Source organism: Altererythrobacter chaiwopuensis, assembly GCF_054957735.1.
The window spans coordinates 173,859-195,537 of sequence record NZ_JBTXJF010000001.1 but is presented as its reverse complement, the minus strand read 5'-3'; the positions used below and the strand labels follow the sequence as shown (position 1 = coordinate 195,537).

Annotated in this window: 21 protein-coding genes and 1 tRNA gene; 14 read left to right on the top strand and 8 right to left on the bottom strand. The window is 59.1% G+C overall.

All coding sequences use genetic code 11. From position 1 onward, the window contains the following. The first annotated feature begins 8 nt into the window (after positions 1-8). The 3 genes from gap to ACX3VQ_RS00940 are packed head-to-tail and all read left to right on the top strand — an operon-like array spanning position 9 to position 2,660. The gene (gap, locus tag ACX3VQ_RS00950) at positions 9-1,016 is read left to right on the top strand and encodes a type I glyceraldehyde-3-phosphate dehydrogenase (RefSeq protein WP_462572034.1); all 1,008 of its coding nucleotides are present in this window, start codon (positions 9-11) and stop codon (positions 1,014-1,016) included. A gap of 12 nt (positions 1,017-1,028) precedes the next feature. After that, entirely contained in the window at positions 1,029-2,228 is a 1,200-nt protein-coding gene (locus tag ACX3VQ_RS00945) for a phosphoglycerate kinase (protein ID WP_462579086.1), read from the top strand. 3 nt (positions 2,229-2,231) lie between these two features. After that, positions 2,232-2,660, top strand: coding sequence for a nuclear transport factor 2 family protein (locus ACX3VQ_RS00940; protein WP_462579085.1), 429 nt, complete (start codon positions 2,232-2,234; stop codon positions 2,658-2,660). A gap of 22 nt (positions 2,661-2,682) precedes the next feature. Here the strand turns inward: ACX3VQ_RS00940 and ACX3VQ_RS00935 are convergent, their stop codons facing one another. After that, positions 2,683-3,438 (bottom strand): flavodoxin family protein, encoded by a 756-nt coding sequence (locus ACX3VQ_RS00935; RefSeq protein WP_462579084.1) that lies wholly within the window; start codon positions 3,436-3,438, stop codon positions 2,683-2,685. A gap of 152 nt (positions 3,439-3,590) precedes the next feature. On the opposite strand from ACX3VQ_RS00935, the gene ACX3VQ_RS00930 reads away from it, so the two are divergent. Beyond that, positions 3,591-4,481, top strand: a complete 891-nt coding sequence (locus ACX3VQ_RS00930) for a fructose bisphosphate aldolase (RefSeq protein WP_462579083.1) — start codon at positions 3,591-3,593, stop codon at positions 4,479-4,481. A gap of 15 nt (positions 4,482-4,496) precedes the next feature. Here ACX3VQ_RS00930 and ACX3VQ_RS00925 read toward each other — a convergent pair whose 3' ends face one another. Together ACX3VQ_RS00925 and ACX3VQ_RS00920 are read right to left on the bottom strand one after the other, a co-directional pair. Next, on the bottom strand, positions 4,497-4,862 hold the full coding sequence (locus ACX3VQ_RS00925; RefSeq protein ID WP_462579082.1) for a hypothetical protein: 366 nt from the start codon (positions 4,860-4,862) through the stop codon (positions 4,497-4,499). Positions 4,863-4,956: 94 nt separating this feature from the next. Then, positions 4,957-5,349: a hypothetical protein gene (locus tag ACX3VQ_RS00920; protein ID WP_462579081.1), complete on the bottom strand. Its 393-nt coding sequence runs from the start codon at positions 5,347-5,349 to the stop codon at positions 4,957-4,959. A gap of 70 nt (positions 5,350-5,419) precedes the next feature. Between ACX3VQ_RS00920 and thiE the strand changes: the two genes are divergently transcribed. Continuing rightward, on the top strand, positions 5,420-6,076 hold the full coding sequence (gene thiE, locus ACX3VQ_RS00915; RefSeq protein ID WP_462579080.1) for a thiamine phosphate synthase: 657 nt from the start codon (positions 5,420-5,422) through the stop codon (positions 6,074-6,076). Here thiE and ACX3VQ_RS00910 read toward each other — a convergent pair. After that, the gene (locus tag ACX3VQ_RS00910) at positions 6,070-6,426 is read right to left on the bottom strand and encodes an elongation factor P (RefSeq protein ID WP_462579079.1); all 357 of its coding nucleotides are present in this window, start codon (positions 6,424-6,426) and stop codon (positions 6,070-6,072) included. The two genes, thiE and ACX3VQ_RS00910, sit on opposite strands and share 7 nt — an antisense overlap. A gap of 129 nt (positions 6,427-6,555) precedes the next feature. Between ACX3VQ_RS00910 and efp the strand changes: the two genes are divergently transcribed. The 4 genes from efp (at position 6,556) to ACX3VQ_RS00890 (ending at position 9,994) form a co-directional block, all read left to right on the top strand. Beyond that, positions 6,556-7,119 carry an elongation factor P gene (efp, locus tag ACX3VQ_RS00905; protein WP_462572045.1) on the top strand — a complete coding sequence of 188 codons (564 nt, stop codon included), beginning with the start codon at positions 6,556-6,558 and terminating at the stop codon, positions 7,117-7,119. 5 nt (positions 7,120-7,124) lie between these two features. After that, entirely contained in the window at positions 7,125-7,946 is an 822-nt protein-coding gene (locus tag ACX3VQ_RS00900) for an inositol monophosphatase family protein (RefSeq protein ID WP_462572046.1), read from the top strand. A 43-nt stretch (positions 7,947-7,989) separates the two neighbouring features. Beyond that, positions 7,990-8,074, top strand: a tRNA-Leu gene (locus ACX3VQ_RS00895). A 147-nt stretch (positions 8,075-8,221) separates the two neighbouring features. Beyond that, on the top strand, positions 8,222-9,994 hold the full coding sequence (locus ACX3VQ_RS00890; RefSeq protein ID WP_462579078.1) for an SLC13 family permease: 1,773 nt from the start codon (positions 8,222-8,224) through the stop codon (positions 9,992-9,994). Between the two features lie 141 nt (positions 9,995-10,135). Here ACX3VQ_RS00890 and ACX3VQ_RS00885 read toward each other — a convergent pair whose 3' ends face one another. Then, the gene (locus tag ACX3VQ_RS00885) at positions 10,136-10,303 is read right to left on the bottom strand and encodes a hypothetical protein (protein WP_462572048.1); all 168 of its coding nucleotides are present in this window, start codon (positions 10,301-10,303) and stop codon (positions 10,136-10,138) included. Between the two features lie 11 nt (positions 10,304-10,314). Next, positions 10,315-11,913: an isocitrate lyase gene (locus ACX3VQ_RS00880; protein WP_462572050.1), complete on the bottom strand. Its 1,599-nt coding sequence runs from the start codon at positions 11,911-11,913 to the stop codon at positions 10,315-10,317. A gap of 149 nt (positions 11,914-12,062) precedes the next feature. Here ACX3VQ_RS00880 and ACX3VQ_RS00875 point away from each other — a divergent pair, with 149 nt between their 5' ends. From ACX3VQ_RS00875 to ACX3VQ_RS00860, 4 genes are all read left to right on the top strand, one after another. Further along, positions 12,063-13,454, top strand: coding sequence for a helix-turn-helix domain-containing protein (locus tag ACX3VQ_RS00875; RefSeq protein WP_462572052.1), 1,392 nt, complete (start codon positions 12,063-12,065; stop codon positions 13,452-13,454). Positions 13,455-13,679: 225 nt separating this feature from the next. After that, positions 13,680-15,800 (top strand): XrtA/PEP-CTERM system histidine kinase PrsK, encoded by a 2,121-nt coding sequence (prsK, locus tag ACX3VQ_RS00870; protein ID WP_462579077.1) that lies wholly within the window; start codon positions 13,680-13,682, stop codon positions 15,798-15,800. Continuing rightward, the gene (gene prsR, locus ACX3VQ_RS00865; protein ID WP_462580652.1) at positions 15,800-17,164 is read left to right on the top strand and encodes a PEP-CTERM-box response regulator transcription factor; all 1,365 of its coding nucleotides are present in this window, start codon (positions 15,800-15,802) and stop codon (positions 17,162-17,164) included. The genes prsK and prsR overlap by 1 nt, the downstream gene beginning before the upstream one ends. A gap of 59 nt (positions 17,165-17,223) precedes the next feature. Further along, positions 17,224-18,186: a bile acid:sodium symporter family protein gene (locus ACX3VQ_RS00860; RefSeq protein ID WP_462579076.1), complete on the top strand. Its 963-nt coding sequence runs from the start codon at positions 17,224-17,226 to the stop codon at positions 18,184-18,186. On the opposite strand, the gene ACX3VQ_RS00855 is transcribed toward ACX3VQ_RS00860, so the two are convergent. Further along, positions 18,161-19,243 carry a DUF475 domain-containing protein gene (locus tag ACX3VQ_RS00855; protein ID WP_462579075.1) on the bottom strand — a complete coding sequence of 361 codons (1,083 nt, stop codon included), beginning with the start codon at positions 19,241-19,243 and terminating at the stop codon, positions 18,161-18,163. The two genes, ACX3VQ_RS00860 and ACX3VQ_RS00855, sit on opposite strands and share 26 nt — an antisense overlap. A gap of 6 nt (positions 19,244-19,249) precedes the next feature. Continuing rightward, a complete protein-coding gene (gene panB / locus ACX3VQ_RS00850) occupies positions 19,250-20,122 on the bottom strand; it encodes a 3-methyl-2-oxobutanoate hydroxymethyltransferase (RefSeq protein WP_462579074.1) in 873 nt (290 codons plus the stop codon). Positions 20,123-20,241: 119 nt separating this feature from the next. Between panB and ACX3VQ_RS00845 the strand changes: the two genes are divergently transcribed. Further along, a complete protein-coding gene (locus ACX3VQ_RS00845; RefSeq protein ID WP_462579073.1) occupies positions 20,242-21,651 on the top strand; it encodes a sodium-dependent transporter in 1,410 nt (469 codons plus the stop codon). The last annotated feature ends 28 nt before the right edge of the window (positions 21,652-21,679 follow it).

Here is a 21,679-nt window from a genome sequence, read left to right as displayed (position 1 = left end):
CATTTTCCATGGCGACCAAGGTTGCGATCAACGGTTTCGGACGTATCGGACGGCTTGTTGCGCGGGCTATACTTGAGCGGGACGACCACGATCTCGAGCTCGTTTCGATCAATGACCTTGCGGACACCAAGTCCAATGCACTGTTGTTCCAGTATGACAGCACGCATGGCCGCTTTCCCGGCTCGGTGGAAGCCGCCGATGGCGAAATGATCGTCAATGGCAAGGTCATCAAGGTCACGGCCGAACGCGATCCTGCAAACCTGCCGCACGCCGCGCAGGGCATCGACATCGTGATGGAATGCACCGGCTTCTTCCAGTCTGACGAAGCAAGCCGCCCGCATCTGGCCGCTGGCGCCAGGCGCGTGATCATTTCAGCCCCCGCAACGGGCGTTTCCAAGACGATCGTATATGGCGTGAACCATGACACGCTGACGGCGGATGACGTGATCATTTCCAACGCCAGCTGTACTACCAATTGCCTGGCTCCCATGGCCAAGGTGCTGAACGAAACGGTGGGGATAGAACGTGGTTTCATGACCACGATCCACAGCTACACCAATGACCAGCGCATCCTTGACCAGATGCACAAGGATATGCGCCGTGCACGCGCGGGTGCCGCCAACATGATCCCAACCACCACGGGTGCCGCTCGCGCGGTGGGACTGGTGCTGCCAGAGCTCAAGGGCAAGCTCGATGGTTCGTCCGTGCGCGTTCCCACCCCGAATGTTTCGATGGTCGATCTGGTGTTCACGCCGGGTCGGGACACGAGCGTGGAAGAGATCAATGCCGCGCTAAAGGCGGCTGCCGAAGGGCCGCTGAAGGGCGTGCTCGACTATACCGACCAGCCGCTGGTATCGAGCGACTTCAATCATTATCCGGCGAGCTCGACCATCGACAGCCTGGAAACTGCAGTAATGGAAGGCAAGCTGGCCCGCGTCGTCAGCTGGTATGACAATGAGTGGGGCTTCTCGAACCGCATGATTGACACTACTGGTGTGATGGCGAAGTTCCTTTAAGGAGCCATTGCAATGGCAGCTTTCAAAACCCTGGATGACCTTGGCGACCTCACCGGCAAGGTCGCGCTCGTTCGGGTCGACCTGAACCTTCCGATGAAGGACGGGTCGGCGACCGATGTGACGAGGGTTGAGGCTGCCAAGCCCACCATTATCGAGCTGTGCGACAAGGGGGCCAAAGTCTTGCTGCTTGCGCACTTCGGCAGGCCGGGCGGCCAGCGCAGCTCGGTGCTGTCTACCAGCATGGTGCAGGGCGATGTCGAGAAGGTGCTCGGCAAGGAAATCATGTTCATCCCCGAGGTCGCGGGTCCAGTGGCGCAGCAAGCCATCGGTATTCTGCGACCCGGCGACATCGGGCTGATGGAAAACGTCCGTTTCTGGCCGGGCGAGGAAGCGAACGATCCGGGTTTTGCGGCATCGATTGCCGAAAATGGCGATATCTTTGTCAATGACGCCTTTTCTGCCGCGCACCGCGCACACGCCACGACCGAAGGGCTGGCGCATGTGCTGCCTGCCTATGCAGGGCGGGCGATGGAAAAGGAACTGACCGCGCTTGAAGTGGCATTGGGCGCGCCGAATCCTCCAGTCGCGGCAGTGGTCGGCGGGGCCAAGGTTTCGAGCAAGCTGGCCGTGCTCGAAAATCTTGTTGGCAAAGTGCAGCACCTCGTCATCGGTGGCGGCATGGCCAATACCTTCCTCGCCGCGCGCGGGGTGGATGTGGGCAAATCGCTGTGCGAACACGATCTCACCGAGACTGCAAACAAGATCATGGATCAGGCTGACCAAGCCGGCTGCACGGTCCATCTGCCCTATGATGTGGTGGTGGCGAAGGAATTCGCACCCAATCCGCCCAGCCTGCGCACTTGCAACGTCCACGAGGTAGCCGCCGATGAAATGATCCTCGACATCGGCCCTCAAGCGGTCGAGGCGCTGGGCGATGTGCTCAAGACCTGCCGAACGCTGGTGTGGAACGGGCCGTTGGGCGCATTCGAAATCCCCCCGTTCGACGAGGCGACTGTGGCACTGGCGCGCACGGTTGCCGCATTGACCCAGGAAGGCTCGCTGATCTCGGTGGCCGGCGGCGGCGATACCGTCGCGGCGCTGGCGCATGCGGGCGTGATGGGTGAAATAACCTACGTTTCGACCGCGGGGGGGGCCTTCCTCGAATGGATGGAAGGCAAGGAATTGCCCGGCGTCGCCGCACTTCGGGCCTGAACAGTGTCTGACATCTCGGCGACAATCGAAGCACTTGAAAACCAGTTGATGCGCGCCTGGATGAACCGCCAGGCGGCTGAATTGCGCAAACTGCTGTCGCGTGATTTCCTGATGATAGTTGGAAGCGATCGGCCGCAATTGCTCGACAGGCCCAGTTTTGCCGAGGCGAGCAAGGGAGCCTTCGCGTGCACCGGTTTCCGCTTTCGCGAAGTGTTCGTGCGGCAACACGGAAAATGTGCATGGTTTGCAGCCGGCGTGGACCTGGACTTGAAATTAGGCAGGCTGGAATGGTCTGGCCCGTTCTGGTTAACCGATCTTTGGTGCAAGTCGGCGATCAGGCGTCGCTGGATGCTTGAAGAACGTAGCCTTTCCCGCATGGAGACGAATGCCGAGGTGCCGCCTGCCATACGCGATCTCCAGCTTTGGAAATAGGCCGGCGCTGAAACCGCCCTGTTTAGCGATGCTCGGGATTGGGCGCGTCGAACCGGCAGCCCTCGTTCCACAACTCGCGCGAATTCCCATGAGCAGGCAAGCCATCGGCATCCTTCAACATGCGCGCCATGTGCATCAAGTTCCAGGTCATGAAGGTGGTGTTGCGGCGGGTAAAGTCATTGTCGAACCCGGCGCGTGAGCCGTCGTCAAGCTCGTCGCCAAAGCTGGGGCCGGGGCCGGCCTCTCCGATCCAGCCTGCGTCGGCCTGAGGCGGGATGGTAAAGCCAACGTGCTGCATGCTGTAGAGCACGCCCATGCCGACGTGCTTGATACCGTCTTCATTGCCGGTGACGAGGCAGCCACCCACCTTGCCGTAGAAGATATACTGGCCCTTGTCGTTGGTCTGGCCCGAGTGGGCATATAGCTTTTCTATGATGAGCTGGCAGACCGAGCTTTTCTCGCCCAGCCATATCGGTGTGCCGAGCACGACTATGTCGGCAGCGGCTACTTTGGGCCACATAAGTGGCCAGTCATCACGCTGCGCACCGTGCTCGGTCATGTCCGGATATACGCCATAGGCGAGCTGGTAATCGCTCGCCCGGATCCGTTCGACCTGCACGCCATTGCGGCGCATGATCTCGGCCGACATGTCGATCAGAGTGTCGGTGTGCGAGGTTTCAGGCGAATATTTCAGTGTGCAGTTGATGAAGAGAGCTTTGAGATCGCCAAAATCGGTCGGGTTATTGTCGCAAAGCTTGCTCTGGATGTCGTCCAGCATGTCTATTCCCTTTTGTTGCATAAGGGATAAACGACCAAGGCCGCAGATAAGTTTCGAAATCTCTTTTTCGGGATGTTGCAGCGCAAAGCTGCGGCCGTTATGGGCGCGTGCATTCGTATGCATGAATTTACCTTCAAGGTAGGACCTTCCAGATGAATTTCGACCAGATGGCCGCAACAATCGCCAGCGCCGATGGCTTCATCGCCGCGCTTGACCAGTCCGGCGGATCGACCCCCAAGGCGCTGCGCGGCTATGGCGTCGAAGACAGCGAATGGTCAGGCGATGACGAGATGTACGCGGCGATCCACGCCATGCGCAGCCGGGTTATCACCGCACCCAGCTTTGCCAGCGGCAAGGTGATCGGCGCGATCCTGTTCGAGAAGACGATGGACGGTCTGGTCGAAGGCGTGCCCACTGCCGATGCACTCAAGCAGCGCGGCGTTGTGCCATTCATCAAAGTCGATCAGGGCCTGGAAGACGAGGCCCAAGGCGTCCAGTTGATGAAGGACATGACAAAGCTCGACGCATTGCTCGACAAATCGGTCGCGGCGGGAATGTTCGGGACCAAGATGCGTTCGGTGATCAAATCAGCTGATACGGCCGGGATCGCGGCCATCGTTGCGCAGCAGTTCGAATATGGCAACCGGATAGCCGATCGTGGGCTCGTGCCGATCCTCGAGCCCGAGTATGACATCACGGCGGCCGATCGTGCACAGGGCGAAGAAATCCTGCTGGCCGAAGTGATGAAAGGTCTCGACGCCTTGCCTGAAGGCCGCAAGGTGATGCTCAAGCTCTCGATCCCGGCTGTTCCCAACCTGTACGCGCCGGCGATTGCGCATTCCAACGTGCTGCGTGTGGTCGCGCTGTCGGGCGGCTATTCGACCGGGGATGCCTGTACACATCTGGCGAAAAACAAAGGTATGATCGCCAGCTTCAGCCGTGGTTTGTTGCAGGATCTGCGCAAGGGCCAGAGCGACGCCGAGTTCGACGCCACGCTGGGCGCCGCCATTGATGCGATTTACCAGGCTTCAGTTGCGGGCTGACCCGGCGGGGCGATCTTACCGGTCAGGCTCGAACAGATAGGTCAGCCCGTATTCCGCAAGCGGGATAGCGCCATTCTCGCGCGGCATGGCGGTGGTCGAGACCAGTGTCAGCCAACCGCCATAGACGCGCAGCGGCACGCCCAGTTCCATCGCCACACCGGTGCGCTTGCGCCCGTCCATCACCACAGTCGCTACCACCAGCCGCTCTTCGCGGAAGCACAATTCGCGATCCGGGCAACGCGTGTCGTCGAGCACGCCAACAGTGTAGAGCGATAGCCCCGCAGGCAATTCGACCTCGTCGAACATCGCGACCTGGCTGGTAACAGGGGCACTGGCGGCCGCAGCAATCGCGGCAGCGCTCGAAAAGAGAAATGCAGACATAGGATGACCTCCCGATTGGGCTGATGTTACCTTAGGGCTGGCCCAAAGTCTGTGGCGCAATGGCCAGTATCCCGCCTTGGCACAGTATTGGTGGTCATCTCACGGTCTGTTCCATCGGCTCATTGTCCATCAAATCGGGCACAAAGCGGAAGGCAAAGCGGTAGTGTTCAGGCGCAATGGGTGACCATTGGGTCGACATGTCGGGGGCAACTTCCGCAACCGAAAGAAGCCCGGCGTTGATATGCATGGGTTCACTGCTGTCGAGCAAGACCGTGATCACCTCGTGCCCCAGCTCAAGCTCGGTTTCGACCACCACGCGGCCAGCCCAGACGCATTCAGCCTCGATCGGGCAGCGGCTGTCTTCCTTGACCGAGATAGGCCGTGCGGCAAGGCCGGGTGCCAGCCGTTGCTGTTCGCCAATGGCTATGCAATCGAATTGCCGGCAGCCAGGCGGTTCCTGCGGCGTCATACAGGCTGCAAGTGGCATTGCGGCGAGTGATAGGAGCAGCTTGCAGCGATGCATTGCGCAATCATTGCGGAACGTTATTGAGCGCAGCATGAACGATCTCCTGCCCATGACTCAGCTTTACCTCATTTCGCCGCCCGACGTGACTGGCGATTTTCCCGAGCGTTTGACGCGCGCCCTTGATGTGGGCGCGGGGCTGGTCGCGGCATTTCAGTTCCGGGTGAAGGGATTCGACCAGCACGAGGCGGCAAAATTGGCCGCACCGCTTCAGGCAATCTGCGCCGAGCACGATGTGGCCTTTATCGTCAATGACAGCGTGGCACTTGCCAAACGCATCAAGGCGGACGGGGTACATCTGGGGCAGGGCGATGGTTCGCCGAAGCAGGCACGCGAGGAACTGGGCCGTGAAGCGCAGATCGGGGTGACTTGCCATGCGTCGCGCCATCTTGCGATGGAAGCGGGCGAGGCGGGCGCGGACTATGTCGCCTTCGGCGCTTTCTTTCCTTCGACCACTAAGGATAAAGGCGATGCCGAAAGGCCTGAGCCCGAACTGCTCGAATGGTGGAGCCAGTTGTTCGAAATTCCCTGCGTCGCGATCGGTGGGATCACGCCCGATAATTGCGCGCCGCTGGTCAAGGCAGGTGCCGATTTCCTGGCTGTGTCAGCTGCTGTGTGGAGCGGTGATGAGGCGCGGGCGGTGCGCAATTTCGCCGCTGCGATCAAGCGGGCGTCAGGACCTGATCAGTAGTTACTTCCCACGCGAACGCAGATCATGCGGCCAGTTTTTTCATTGTCGTTGATCTGGCGCAGTTCATTGGTGCCAGTCCGGCGCAGGCGCTGCCCGTTCTTCGGCCCGCTGGTAAAGGTCAGTTCGTCACCCTTGAGCAGGTAAGTGCCGCGCCCTTCGGTGTTGCGATAGCGCGAGGCGCGCGAAATGGTGAAGCTTTGCTCGGCAAGGGGGAACCATGCAGTGTCTGCGGCATTGCCTGGTAGCGCGCATTCATAGGGTCCGTGCGGCATGGTCTTGAGCATTTCGCCATGTGCCGGGGCCGAAATGGCAAAAGCAGCAAACAGTACGGGCAAGATAGATCTTTTCATGGCCAGAAGCGCTACCATGTTCTCTCGCTGCTCGCCAGCCGCCTTGCCCTGCGTTCGCGCCTCGGCTAAGGGCGCGCGCAACAATGCGTGGGGCGCGGCCCCGCAGGTTCCTTGAAAAGGTTAGCACCCATGAAGATCAGCGGCGTCGATATTCGCCCAGGCAATATCCTTGAGTATGAAGGCGGCATCTGGAAAGTCGCCAAGATCCAGCACACCCAGCCGGGCAAGGGTGGTGCCTATATGCAGGTCGAAATGAAGAACCTGCAGGATGGGCGCAAGACCAACGTGCGCTTCCGCAGCGCCGATACGGTCGAGCGCGTGCGGCTCGACACCAAGGAATTCCAGTTTCTGTATGAAGACGGCACTATGCTGGTGTTCATGGACAATGACACTTACGAGCAGATCAACCTGCCAAGCGACCTTTTGGGTGATGCACGCCCCTTCCTGCAGGACGGGATGCAGGTAACGCTTGAGCTGTGGGAGGAAAAGCCGATCAGCGTCGACCTGCCGTCGCAGGTCGAGGCCACCATCGTCGAAGCCGACGCAGTGGTGAAGGGACAGACCGCTTCATCAAGTTACAAACCAGCGATGCTCGACAATGGCGTGCGCATAATGGTTCCGCCGCATATTGAAAGCGGCACGCGCATTGTGGTTGACGTGTACGAGCAGTCCTACGTCGGGAAAGCCAGCTAACACCCATGTCCATGTATTCCGGTCTCATTCGCGTGATGGAAAAGGCGGCCCGCAAGGCGGGCGGCCGTTTGCGGCGTGACTTCGGCGAAGTCGAACACCTGCAGGTCAGCCGCAAGGGGCCGGCTGACTTTGTTTCCAAGGCAGATATGCGCGCCGAACGCGCGATCTATGATGAACTGCTTCATGCACGGCCCGATTGGGGCTTTGTGCTGGAGGAGGCGGGAATTATCGAGGGCGATCCCAACAAGCCGCGCTGGATCATCGATCCGCTCGACGGTACCAGCAACTTCCTGCACGGCATCCCGCATTTTGCGATCTCGATTGCGGTTCAGGAGCCCAAGCCGGATGGTTCAGGCTGGGATGAGGTGACTGCGGGTGTGATCTACCAGCCGATTACGGATGAGACATTCTGGGCAGAAAAGTCGCGCGGGGCCTGGTTGCAGGATGCCCGCCTGCGCGTATCGGCGCGTTCCCGCCTGTCTGAAGCACTGATTGCCACCGGCATTCCGTTCCAGGGAGCGGGGGACGCGGAAGAATGGATGAAGATCTACGCCGCGATCGGCCCCAATGTTGCCGGTATCCGCCGCTTTGGCGCCGCCTCGCTTGACCTGGCCTGGCTTGCAGCGGGCCGGTTTGACGGGTTTTGGGAAACCGGACTTAGCGATTGGGATACGGCCGCCGGCTGCTTGCTGGTGCGCGAAGCGGGCGGCTTCGTGAGCGATTTTCGCGGTCGATCGCAGTCGATCCATGCAGCACAGGTTCTGGCTGCGAATGACGTGCTGCACTCCAGGTTGCACAAATTGCTTGCGGGCGCATTGAAAACTTGAAGACTGTCGATGGCGCGGCTATCCGCCTCGCTCCCGTGACAGTGCCTCTGTGGCGGAATTGGTAGACGCGCTCGACTCAAAATCGAGTTTCTTCGGAAGTGCCGGTTCGACTCCGGCCAGAGGCACCAAGCTCACTTGCCAGGCTGCCTGGCCGGCCTGTTCGATTGGATGGTTACGGCGACCTGCAACGCTCCCTCAGGAAAAGCGCTTGTAATTTCGGCCTGGCTTTGGGATTCATACGGTTAGCGATGCTGGCCTTACCTTCCTTCCACGCCATGGCAGCGATGGTGGTCACTGTGGCCATGTTCATCGCATTCGCTCGCGGGCGGATGCCGATCGAGATCATTTCCTTGCTGACCATCGCTGTGATTGCGGTAGGGCTGTATTTCTTCCCGCTCGAAGGCACCCGTCCGACCGATGGCCTGATTCTCGCCTTCGCCGGTTTCGGGCACTATGCGCTGATCACCATCTGCGCGTTGATGATTATGGGCCGAGGGCTGGTAGTAACCGGTGCATTGGAACCAGCAGCGCGCATTCTGGAGCGGGTATTCAAGATTAACCTGCAGCTGGGCCTGCTGGTTTCGCTGTTGCTTGCGATGACCCTCTCCATGGCTGTGAATGACACGCCGGTGCTGGTTCTGCTGATGCCCATTTTTGTGGCGCTGGCTGCACGGGGTGCCATGCCCGCTTCCAAGACTTTGATCCCGCTCAATGCCGCGGTGCTGATCGGCGGCATGGCAACGACGATAGGCACTTCCACCAACATCCTTGTGGTCTCGATTGCGGTTGACCTGGGCATGCCGCAGATGAGTGTGTTTCATTATACGCCGATTGTGCTTGTGGCGGCACTCGTGGCGCTGCCCTATCTATGGCTTGTCATGCCGCGCCTGCTGGGTGACAACAGCGTAACGGATAAGTCCGTCAAACGCCGGTTCCATACCCGCCTCAGAATCGGGCCGGAGAGTGCGCTTGTAGGCGAGGAAATCGCGACGATCGTCCCGCGCCTGTCAGATGACATTCTTTTTCATGATCAACCTGGCGGTCCGTTGCAACCTCAACAGCGCTTGCACATTTCAGGCACGCACGAGGCACTGGAGGATGCGGTGCGCGTGTTGAAGGGCCAACTTGCCCCCAGCTGGGTGGTTGACCGTATACGGCGCGAATCTGCTGCCAAGGGGCAGGACATTACCGTTGTCGAAATGACTGTGACGGCCGATTCCCGGCTTATCAATCGCACGTTACCTACATCGGGGATCGCGGATTTGTACGGGGTCGCAGTTCTCGGAATCCACCGGCCCGAAAGGCTGATGGGCGAGCGCGATCAATATAGCGAAGGCGGTGACCTGCGCATCTCGGAAGGCGATGTGCTCCTCGTTATGGGCCTGCCTGAGAGCCTGCAAGAATTCGCCGACGCCGACAGTCTTCTGATGCTTGAGGGCGCGCGGGAGCTGCCGCGCAAGTCCAAGGCTGTGCTTTCCGCAGCAATCATGTTTTTCTCGGTCTTCACTGCATCGATCGGCCTTTTCCCGATTGCGATTTCTGCGCTGGCAGGCTCGATCCTGATGTTCGTGACCGGCTGTGTGAAGTTTGACCGAGTTGGACGAGCACTTTCAGGCAAGGTCATTGTGCTTGTGGCTGCCAGCATAGCGATCGGGCGGATCATCGATGACAGTGGTGCCGCTGCCTGGCTGGGCGAAACGATGTCGCTGGGGCTGCAACATCTTCCGGCGGCGGCAGTGCTTGGAGTAATCATGCTGTTCGTGACTTTCCTGACCAATTTTGCGTCAAACGCCACGGCGGCAACAGTGGGCACTCCGATCGCCTTCAACATTGCAAACCAATTGGGCTTGCCGCCAGAGCCATTGATCCTCGCAGTGTTGTTTGGCTGCAATCTTTGCTATGCAACGCCGATCGCATACCAAACCAATATGCTGATCATGTCCGAGGGTAGTTACCAGTTCAAAGACTATATCCGCACCGGTGTTCCGTTGGTGCTGTTGATGGTTGCCACGCTTTCGATCCTGCTGGTGAAGACTTACGGGATGTAGCTGTGGGCGTTGGCCCGGATGGCTGCATAAAGTTGGTGATCGCGGAAAAGTGACGGCCGCCGGAACGGGGGGCGTTCCGACGGCCGTGTTCTCCTCCCCAGGAGAATGTGTGCAGGGCAGGCGAGTGCCCCGGATCTGTGATCAGCTATATGTGCCCAATCGGTGGTGCAACGCGTTGATCTTGGCCAGCTCGTCACGGTCATCCGTGGCGCGGGCGTGGCTTTCGAGCGCGCGGCGCAGCAGCTTGAAATCGGCGGTGGAGAGCAGGGCGCGTGCGCGGCCCGGTTCCTTGGTGGGGGTATCGCTCATGTCCGCTCTCCTTATGCAGCTTCGAACTGGTTCATGGTGTTTTCCTTGCCGCCGGCTTTGAGGGCCGCTTCGCCAGCAAAGTATTCCTTGTGGTCGTCACCGATGTCGCTGCCGGCCATATTCTGATGCTTCACGCAGGCAATGCCTTGGCGAATTTCCTCGCGCTGGACCTGTTTGACATAGCCCAGCATGCCCTCCTCGCCGAAATAGCGCTTGGCGAGGTTGTCCGTGCTCAACGCGGCCGTGTGATAGGTCGGCAGAGTAATCAGATGATGGAAGATTCCCGCCTGCGCAGCGGAGTCGCGCTGGAAGGTCTGGATCCGGCGATCGGCTTCGTCAGCGAGCGCGCTACCATCGTAGTCGATGCTCATCAGCTTGGCCCGGTCATAATTTGACAGATCGCGACCCTCGGCTTCCCAGGCGTCATAGACCTGCTGGCGGAAATTCAGCGTCCAGTTGAAGCTGGGCGAGTTATTGTAGACCAGCTTTGCATTAGGGATCACTTCGCGGATGCGGTCTACCATGCCGCCAATCTGGCCGATATGCGGCTTCTCTGTCTCGATCCACAGCAGGTCTGCACCGTTCTGGAGCGATGTGATGCAGTCGAGCACACAGCGATCTTCACCCGTGCCGGCGCGGAACTGGTAAAGATTCGAAGGCAGGCGTTTGGGGCGCAGCAGCTTGCCTTCGCGGCTGAGAAAGACATCCCCGTTCCTGATGTCGGACGGATCGACCTCTTCGCAATCGAGAAAGCTGTTGTACTGATCGCCCAGATCGCCCTCTTCCTTGGTGTAGGCGATCGACTTGGTGAGGCCTGCACCAAGCGAATCGGTGCGGGCAACGATGATCCCGTCTTCAACACCCAGTTCCAGGAAGGCATGACGGACCGCGCGGATTTTCTGCAGGAATTCCTCATGCGGAACCGTAACCTTGCCATCCTGATGGCCGCATTGCTTTTCGTCAGAAACCTGGTTCTCGATCTGGATCGCGCAGGCGCCTGCTTCAATCATCTTCTTGGCGAGCAGATAAGTTGCCTCGGCATTGCCGAAACCTGCATCGATGTCAGCGATGATGGGCACAATATGTGTCTCATAATTGTCGATCGCGGCTTCAATGCGCTTGGCCTCGATTTCATCGCCGCGCTCACGCGCCGCATCGAGATCGCGGAACATCATGCCCAGTTCGCGCGCGTCGGCCTGCTTGAGGAAAGTGTAGATTTCCTCGATCAGGGCAGGCACGCTGGTCTTTTCGTGCATCGATTGGTCAGGTAGCGGGCCGAATTCGCTCCGCAGCGCAGCAACCATCCAGCCAGATAGGTAGAGATAACGGCGCTTGGTGCTACCGAAATGCTTCTTGATGCTGATCAGCTTCTGCTGGGCGATGAACCCGTGCCAGCAGCCCAGAGACTGGGTGTAATTGGCCGGATCGGCATCATAGGCTGCCATATCCTCGCGCATAATCTTCGCGGTGTATTTCGCTATGTCGAGGCCCGTGCGGAAACGGTTCTGCATTTGCATGCGAGCCGCGCCTTCCGCGTCGATCGCGTTCCACGGCGCGCCATTCGTTTCGATGGTCTTGCGCATCGCTGCGATGGAAGCCTGGTAGGTCATTCTGTGTCTCCTGCTAGGGCGGGGAGGCGCCCCTTGCAGACATCAATGACGGACGAAACGCTACGATGACAGGAAAAATTACAAAATATCTTGTCTTCGTGAGCATTTTTGGGCTTCCAACGATGTAAAGATGTAAATATAGTGACAAAATGGCTGACGCTTCTCTTCTTGCCGGCCCCGCATTGCGCCGTTTGCGCAAGCGCGAGGGGCTGACCCAGGCGGCAATGGCCGCAACATTGGGCATCAGCCCCAGCTACCTCAACCTGATCGAACGTAACCAGCGCCCACTATCCGCACGAGTGCTGGTGCAGGTAATCGAGCGATTTGACTTCGATCCACGCACCTTGCGCGAGGATGAAGCGATTGGCGGCGTGGACGGGCTGGCGCGCAGATTGGCGGACGAGCGCTTTGCCGATCTGGGCATAGACCGTGAAGAAGTGAGCGAATTGCTGGCGGTCGCGCCTCAGGCCGCAGCGGCGTTCGCCCGGCTTTACGATCGCAGTGGCCAGGAAACAGGCGGAATCAACGATTCGCTAATCGCCTCAAGGCGCGAGATCGAGCGTTGGCGAAACCATTTCGCCGATCTCGATCACGCTGCCGAGGATCTGGCTGACGAACTGCGTCTTTCCCATAGCGACCTTGGGGCGGCGCTGACCGAACGCCTGCGTGACAAACACCAGCTCACCGTGCGCATTCTACCGCTCGACGTCATGCCCGATTGGCTGCGCCGGCTAGATTTGCACGCCCGCCAGCTCCAGCTGTCCGAGATGCTTGATCGATCCTCACGCAATTTCCAGATTGCCGCGCAATTGGTGGCGCTGGAACAGCGCGAAGCGATCTCCAGGCTGGTCGCCGGTGCCCAGCTTGACGATGCCGCATCAAGGCAGTTGTTCGAACGGCACCTGACGGCATATTTCGCGGCGGCGCTGCTGATGCCCTATGGCCGGTTCCTGCGCGCATGCGAGCAGACCGGATATGACTTCTTGGTGCTGCAACGGCGCTTCGGCGTCAGTTTCGAACAACTCGCGCATCGTCTCACTACAATGCAGCGGGTTGGTCAGCGCGGCCTGCCGTTTTTCATGGCAAGGCTTGACCGTGCGGGCCAGTTTTCCAAGCGCTTTTCCGGTGCCAGCGGGGCGACCCTGCTTGAAAGTGATGCCACATGCCCGCTTTGGGTGGCACACATGGCATTTGAACGGCGCGGAGATTTGTGTGTTCAGCCGGTGATGGTTGAAGGTGCGGATTCCGGGCCTGCTCACTGGCTCACCTTTGCCCGGACGGTCGACGCGATTGGTGCGGGCGACGATGCCCGTTTTGTGATCGTGCTGGGCGTCGAAGCGCGTTTTGGCAGTCAGATGGCTGCGGCGAAGGGCGTTTCGCTAGATCCAAAGGCTGCCGACCCGATCGGGCTTGGCTGTGCGCGGTGTTACCGGGAAGGTTGCCGTCAACGCTCGTTGCCGCCGCGCGGCGCGCCCTTGCGTGTCGATCGGGTCACGCGCGGCGTTACTCCGTTCGAATTCAATCCCTTGCGCGATCGCTAGCACTATGCCGGTCATAAATGCGTCAATCACGCAATGAGGCTGGAATGCTGATGAAAAAGGCCGAGTGTAAAATTTACCGACATTTCATTTCTCCCTCTTAAAACGCGATGTGATTGGCATTGCGAGGCAACCACACGCGAACATGCAGGGCGAACGGTCCATCTCTGATTCCTACACGCGCTGCGGCACATATGCCGTAGCGTCTTGCGAAAGGAATTCGGTGTGATGCTCGGAACCGACCTTTCGCTGCTGCCGCTAGCCGGTCAGATCGGCAATATTGGCGGCGCCGCCTTTTGCCTTGTTTCGGCTCTGTGGATATTGCGCATGGGAGACAGGACGCGGCTAGACCGCTGGGCCGCAATCCTTGCGATAATGCTGACCGGGCTCTGGGCCGCATTGTCTGCTGCCCTGTCACCTGCCTCGCTAGCTACAGGGCTCGCTGAATCGGCGCGCAACCTTTCGCTGGTCTATCTGCTGTTCCGCCTGTTCGCGAATGACGGACGAGACGAAAGCTTGCGGCCCATCCGGCCGCTGGTGGGCACCTTGTTCCTGGTCGAGCTGCTCCAGCCCTTGCTGTTGGCTGTTGGCCTGAGGGTTGCGGCAACGCCCGAGCTGGCAGCGTTGACGAACCAGATATCGGTCATCCTGCATCTTTTGGTGACGATCGGGGCGCTTGTATTGCTGCATAACCTGTATGGCGGGGCGGCGGTCGCCTCAAGGCAATTGCTGCGCTGGAGCGCATTCGCACTGGCGGGGATCTGGCTCTACGATCTCAATCTGTACACGGTCGCCTATCTCAGCAGCGAGCCACCCGAATTGTTGCTGGCGCTGCGCGGGTTGGTGACCGGATTGCTGACCCTCGCCTTGGCGATCGGCAGCAATGCTGGCACTGCGGGGTTGCAGTTTCGCCCGTCGCGTGCGGTCGCTTTCCGCAGCCTCTCGCTACTGCTGATCGCTGGTTACCTGATGGCGATGGTGGTGATCAGTCGCTCGCTGGCCTTGCTGGGCGGAGACCTTGGCCGTGTAACACAAGTGGGATTTGTGGTTTTCGCGAGCGTCGCAGCGATTATCTGGCTGCCATCAGCGCGCGCGCGTGCCTGGCTTCGGGTAGTGCTGGCCAAGCATCTCTTCCGCCATCGATATGACTATCGAGCGGAGTGGCTTCGTTTCACCGCAACCATGGGGCGCGGGGGCGCTGACGAAGGCAGCCTTAACCAGCGCGCAGTAAAGGCGATGGCAGACATTACCGATAGCCCTGCCGGATTGCTGCTTGCCCCCAATGAAGAAGCCGAGCTGGAACTGGTCGCCCGCTGGCAATGGCCCGAGATCGAAGTGCCTTCCCCGGCAGCCGAACATGACCTTGCGGGGCAGTTTGAGCGCAGCCAATTCATCTACGATATCGATGCCCTACGCTCTGGGGCTGTCCACCATCCCAATACGAAACCATTGCCTCAATGGTTGTGGGACGCTCCTGCGGCCTGGGCTGCCATTCCGCTGATTCATTTCGAGCGGCTGGTTGGCGTGGTCATCCTGGCCCGTCCACCGGTAGCGCGCGCACTTGACTGGGAAGACTTTGATCTACTGCGCGCGGCTGGCCGCCAGTTGGCCAGCTATCTGGCTGAACAAACGGGCCAGCAAGCCTTGATGGAAGCGGGCCGGTTTGACGAATTCAACCGCCGGATTGCTTTCGTGATGCACGACATAAAGAACCTGGCAAGCCAGTTGACCCTGCTTGCCCGCAATGCCGAAAAGCATGCCGAAAATCCGGAATTTCGTGCAGACATGCTGATCACGCTGCGTAACAGTGCAGACAAGCTGCAAATGTTGCTGGCCCGGCTCGGCCGCTATGGCACCGGCAAGATCGAGCGCCAGGCAGCGGTCAATTTGGCCGCGATGGCCGATGCGCTGGCCAACCGTTCCAACTCCCTCCACCCTGTCAGGGTTGCTCGCAGCGAAAGCTGTGTGGTGCGCGGTGATCCCGTGGCGATGGAGCAGGCGATGCAGCATCTTGTGCAGAATGCGATCGATGCCAGTGACGCCAATCTCCCGGTTTATCTCAATGTTTCCTGCGATGGATTGACCGGCCGCGTCGAGGTGATCGACAACGGAAAGGGAATGTCGCCCGAATTCGTGCGCAACGGCCTTTTCAAGCCGTTCGTTTCTTCAAAAGAGGGCGGGTTTGGCATTGGCGCGTTCGAAGCAAGAGAGCTTATTCGCGCGATGGGCGGGAGCCTGCATGTCGAAAGCCGTGAGGGGCTGGGAACACGATTTATCATCACCATGCCATTGGCGGAGGCGATTGATCCGCTGTGGCAGGGAAAAGAGTTTGAAAGCAAGGTGGCATGATGGCCGACAAGAAACCCGCACTGCTGGTCATAGAGGATGACGAGGGCCTGCAGGCCCAACTCAAATGGGCCTATGACGATTTTGAAGTCATCCCTGCCACAGACCGCGAAAGTGCAATTGCGGCATTGCGTCAGGTTGGACCGGCGGTGGTCACGCTTGACCTCGGTCTGCCGCCTGATCCGGATGGCACGAGCGAGGGTTTCGCCGTGCTCGATGCGATCATGGAGCTGAAGCCGGACACCAAGGTAATTGTCGCTTCGGGGCACGGAGCGCGCGAGAGCGCGCTAGATGCGATCGCTCACGGAGCCTATGATTTCTACCACAAGCCGGTTGATATCGAGGATTTGGGCCTGATCGTGCGGCGTGCCTTCAACCTGCACCAGATCGAAGCAGAAAACCGCAGGCTCAAATCGCAAAGCGGTGAGGATAACCGCGTGCTGGGCGCCATGATCACCGCTGCCCCCGAAATGGTGCAGGTTGCCCGCACGATCGAACGGGTGGCGAGAACCAATGTCTCGGTCATGCTGCTGGGAGCAAGCGGTACTGGCAAGGAATTGCTTGCCAAGGGACTGCATGATGCAAGCGACCGCAGGGAAGGGCCCTTTGTCGCGATCAATTGCGCGGCGATCCCGGAAAATCTGCTCGAGAGCGAACTGTTCGGACACGAAAAGGGTGCTTTTACCGGCGCGGTCAAGACCACCGAAGGCAAGATCGAGAATGCCGCAGGCGGCACTCTGTTTCTCGATGAGGTGGGTGATATACCGCTGGCATTGCAGGTCAAACTGCTGCGCTTTCTGCAGGAACGCACGATCGAACGGATCGGCGGGCGAAAGCCGATCGAGGTTGATACGCGTATCGTTTGTGCCACGCATCAAAACCTTGAGTTGATGTGCAGCGAAGGCAGATTCCGCGAAGACCTGTTCTATCGTCTGGCTGAAATCGTGGTGAAGATCCCGGCGCTGGCCGAACGGCATGGTGATGCGACCTTGCTGGCCAAGGCGTTCCTCAATCGCTTTGCCAATGAGATGAACCCGCAAGTGAGCGGCTTTGCACCCGATGCGCTGGCAGCGATCGATGCGCATGATTGGCCCGGTAATGTGCGCGAACTGGAAAATCGCGTTAAACGCGCGGTGATCATGACTGACGGCAAGCTGGTGGGCGCGGGTGATCTTGACCTTCAGCAAAGCGGCGAGGAGCGGGGCGATGTGCTCAACATAAAGACCGCCCGCGAAGAAGCTGACCGGCGCGTGATCCGCCATGCTCTTGCGCGCAGCGAAGGCAATATTTCCAGCACCGCCAAAATGCTGGGGATCAGCCGACCGACGCTTTACGACCTGCTCAAGCAATACGATCTTTCGGCCTGACCGGAGCCGGGTGCACGCAGGCACTCGACAAGCGTAAAGTGCGCGGGCAGTGCGGGCCAATGCGCAGGCTAGGCTCCTTTTTCGCTGACCCGATGATTGCGGTCCTTGTAATGGCGACCGGGCTGGTGCTGATCTTTCCTGCAGCAGGCGAGCTGCGCGACACGGCGCGCACTGTTTCAAGCACAGGCATATTCCTGCTTTTCCTGGTCAATGGCATGCGCATTGCCCGCGGCGAAATCACGCATGGTTTCAGAAACTGGCGCTATTTCGGCCCGCTGATGCTGTGGGTTTTCGGAGTGATGGCGCTTGGCGGCATGGGTATTTCGTTCATTGCCACAGCCCATCTGCCCCCGCTGGTTGCACTGGGGTTCCTCTATCTCGGTACCTTGCCGTCTACGATTCAGTCAGCCACTTCATATACCACGCTGGCAGAGGGCAATATCGCGCTCGCGGTGGTGGGGGCGGCTCTGATCAATATTGCGGGTGTATTCATCACCGCGCCGCTTTTCGCGTTGCTCGCCGGCAACGAGGCGGGCGAGATAGGCTATCAAGCGATCGTAAGGATTGCGGCGATCCTGGTGTTGCCTTTCATTATCGGCCAGGCGCTTCAAGGGTGGACCCGTGATTGGGTGATGGCGCGCAAGGCCAGGATAGTCTGGCTTGATCGGATCGTGATCGGGATTGCCGTCTATGTCGCCATGTCGGGGGCAGTCGAGCAGGGCCTGCTGCAGATGTTTGACGGAGCAAGCTGGGCATGGCTACTTATTTTGACAGTCATTTTCCTGGTTGCTGCGCATCTGGCTGCTTGGTGGGCGAGCGGGCTGCTTGGCTATCCGATCGCCGACCGCAAAGCATTTCTGTTCGCTGGAGCGCAGAAGAGCGTGGCGATTGGCGCGCCGCTTGCCGCCATTCTTTTCGTTCCCGACGTTGCCGGATTCGTGATCGCGCCGCTGCTGCTCTATCACCTGTTTCAACTGATGATGGCTGCACCCATAGCTAGTCGCCTTGCGCGGTTGCATTGAGATCTATTCTTTGCACGCCTTCGCGGCGGTTGTGCCTTACAGACCACAGGAAGCTTAGCCCGATCAGCGTTGCGCCAATCAGCCCGGTGATCGTTTCCGGGATGTGGAACCTGGCTGAAAACAGCATGATCCCACCCAGCACGATGATCGCCCAGAACGCACCATGTTCAAGATAGCGGTATTGCGCCAACGTTCCCGTTTGCACCAGATGAATGGTGATCGAGCGAACGAAGATCGCGCCAACTGACAGGCCCAGCGCTATGATGATCATGTTGTTCGACAGTGCGAAGGCACCAATTACGCCATCGAAGCTGAAACTGGCATCGAGCACTTCCAGATAAAGGAAACCGCCAAGGCCTGACTTCACGACGATGCCCGCTGCCCGTTTCTTCGCTTCGTGCTGTTCCAGCAGCGCTGCGATCGCATTGACGCCGATAAAGGTAATCAGTCCCAGGATGCCGGCCGTAAGGAAGGTATTGGCATCCTGCGGAGCAAGCAGGGTTGAAACGCTGTAAACCAGCGCCAGAACCAGCCCGATTTCGATTGCAGGCACAGTCGAAAAGCGATTGATCGTGCGCTCAAGTGCCGCGATCCAGTGCACTTCCTTGTCTTCCTCGAAAAAGAAAGTCAGCCCTACCATCGCCAGGAACGCCCCGCCGAACCCAGCGATGCCGATATGGGCGCCAGAAACAATACGTTCGTATTCTGCTGGATTGTTGAGTGAAAGATCGATTGCGGCAATCGGGCCAAGCCCGGCGGCAATCGCGACGATGGCGATCGGGAACACAATACGCATCCCGAACACGGCAATCAGGATACCAATGGTCAGGAAGCGTTGCTGCCACACCGGATCCATGGTGCGCAATACGGTGGCGTTTACCACGGCATTGTCGAAGCTGAGCGACACCTCAAGGATCGAGAGTACAAACACGATCCACAGGATGCTGAGCGTCGCGCCGATATTGCCTGTGCTGGCCCAGCCGTACCAGACCGCCAAGGCAAGGCAGACCAACGAGAAGGCCAGCGAGAAGCCGTAATACCGCAGCAGCGTTTGCATGATTGATCAGGCCTTGGGTTGGTAAGTCTGGTCTTCAGTAGGGAAGCTGCGACTACGGACTTCCTCGGCATATTGCACGACCGTTTTTTCGATGACGTCGGCGATATCTGCGTATTTTTTCACAAAGCGCGGGACGCGGTCGAACATGCCCAGCATGTCTTCGGTTACCAGCACCTGCCCGTCGCATTGGGCCGATGCGCCGATGCCGATCGTTGGGCACGATACAGCCTTGGTCGCCTCGATGGCAATGGGCTCGACCACCCCCTCGATTACGATCGCGAAGGCACCTGCTTCGTCCAGTGCCCTGGCATCCTTGACGATCTTCTCGGCCTCGGCATCGCTTCGCCCGCGCGCACCATAGCCGCCCAGGACATTGACCGCCTGCGGGGTCAGCCCGACATGGCCCATTACCGGAATGCCGCGCTGGTTGAGAAAGGCGACCGTTTCCGCCATCGCTTCACCGCCTTCAAGCTTCACCGCAGCCGCCCCGCTTGCCTTTAGCAGGAAGGATGCGCTTTCGAAGGCTTTCTCCTTCGAGCTTTCGTAGGAGCCGAACGGCATGTCGACCACAACAACCGAATGGTAAGAGCCGCGCACCACGGCTGCGGCGTGATTGGCCATCATATCAAGCGTGACGGGGACAGTGGAATCGAGCCCGTAGATCACCTGCGCGAGCGAATCGCCCACCAGCAAAATGTCGCAATGCGCATCAAGCAATTGGGCCTGCCGGGCAGTGTAAGCAGTAAGCATCACGATTGGCTCCGCAGTCACCCCGTCGGATTTACGGCGCCTGATCGCGGGGACGGTGAGCCGCCGCATCGGTTGCGGCGTGGGGTGGGCGCGGCTGGTCGAAGTATCGAGCTGGAAAGTCGTAGACATGGCGCGCTTTTAACCCAACAGGGGATTTGCGCAAATGCCTGCTCGACTGTGTCCGGGTTTCACGGCAGTAAGTGATTATAAAGACATTCCCCAAGGGAAGGTGAAGGAGGGTTTCATATATGGCAGTTGCACCATCTGGCAGCAGCGGTCGCGATGGCTGGTCATCGCGCACAGCATTCATATTGGCCGCGATCGGTTCGGCTGTTGGCTTGGGCAACTTGGTCAGATTTCCTGCAGAAGCAGCGAGCAATGGCGGCGGCGCCTTTGTGCTTTTCTACATTTTTTGCATTGCCCTGATTGGTTTGCCGGTTTTGCTCTCTGAAACCCTGATCGGGCGCCACGGACAATCATCGGCAACGCAGAGCGTTCGTCGACTGGCGGTGGAATCACGCGCTTCGCCTTACTGGGAGGGTATGGCCGGGTTGGGGGTGCTTGCCGCTTTTATGATCCTGGCGTTTTACTGCGTTATTGGCGGCTGGGTGCTCTATTACATCGTGCTGTTCTTCCTCGACTTGTTCCAGTCTGGCGTGACGGGAGGGGCTTTGCAGGGCATGAGTGCCGAGCAGATCCAGGCGATTTTCCCGGCGCTTCAGGCTGACGGCTTCACTATGTCGAGCTTTGATATCGCCTTCGTGGCAATCACGCTCTACTTTGTGGCGCGCGGGGTATCTGGCGGGATTGAGGTTGTGGCGATCTGGCTGATGCCGGCTTTTTTTGCGCTGTTACTGCTTATCACCATCTACGGTGCATTCGGTGGAGCTTTCACGGACACCTTGGGATATCTTTTCACGTTTGATTTTTCCAAGCTCACCGGAGAAGTGATGCTGGCCGCCGTGGGTCAGGCGTTTTTCTCGCTTTCGCTGGGCGTGGCCGGGATGATCACCTACGGGTCCTATGTAGGACGCGACGTCAACCTGGCTGGAACCTCTACCATCATCGCATTTGCCGATACGGCTGTGGCACTGGTGGCTGGGCTTTGTATTTTTCCAATCGTTATCGCCGCAGGGCTTTCTACCGAAGGCGGGTTGGGATTGATGTTCGCGACCTTGCCACACGCGTTCCAGTCCATGCCCTTCGGTTCGGTGATCGGCCTGGCATTCTTTATCATGGTTGGTTTTGCCGCTCTCACCAGTTCGGTGGCATTGATGGAGGTTCCGACTTCCTGGGCGATGGAGAAATTCAAGACCAGTCGGGCATTGACGGCAATAACTGTGGCGACGTTGGCCGGCTTGCTTGGTGTGGCATCCGCTTATTCGCTCAACACGATGTCCGGTTTTCACCCGCTTGGCTTCATCCCGCTGTTTGAGGGTGAGGGCGTGTTCTCGGCGCTGGATAGCGTCACGGCAAAGCTGTTCATGCCGATTGGCGCCTTGCTGGTGTGCATCTTTGTGGGTTGGATTGCCGATCCCAAGCTGGTCGATAGTGAAAATGGGCTTGATGGTGCGCTGCACAGGTTATGGCGTTTTCTGGTGCGGTATCTGTGTCCTGCCGCCTTGTTGGCGATCATGGTGGCCGGCCTATCCGGTTAGTCGGTTTTATGAGCGCGTGACAAAAGTG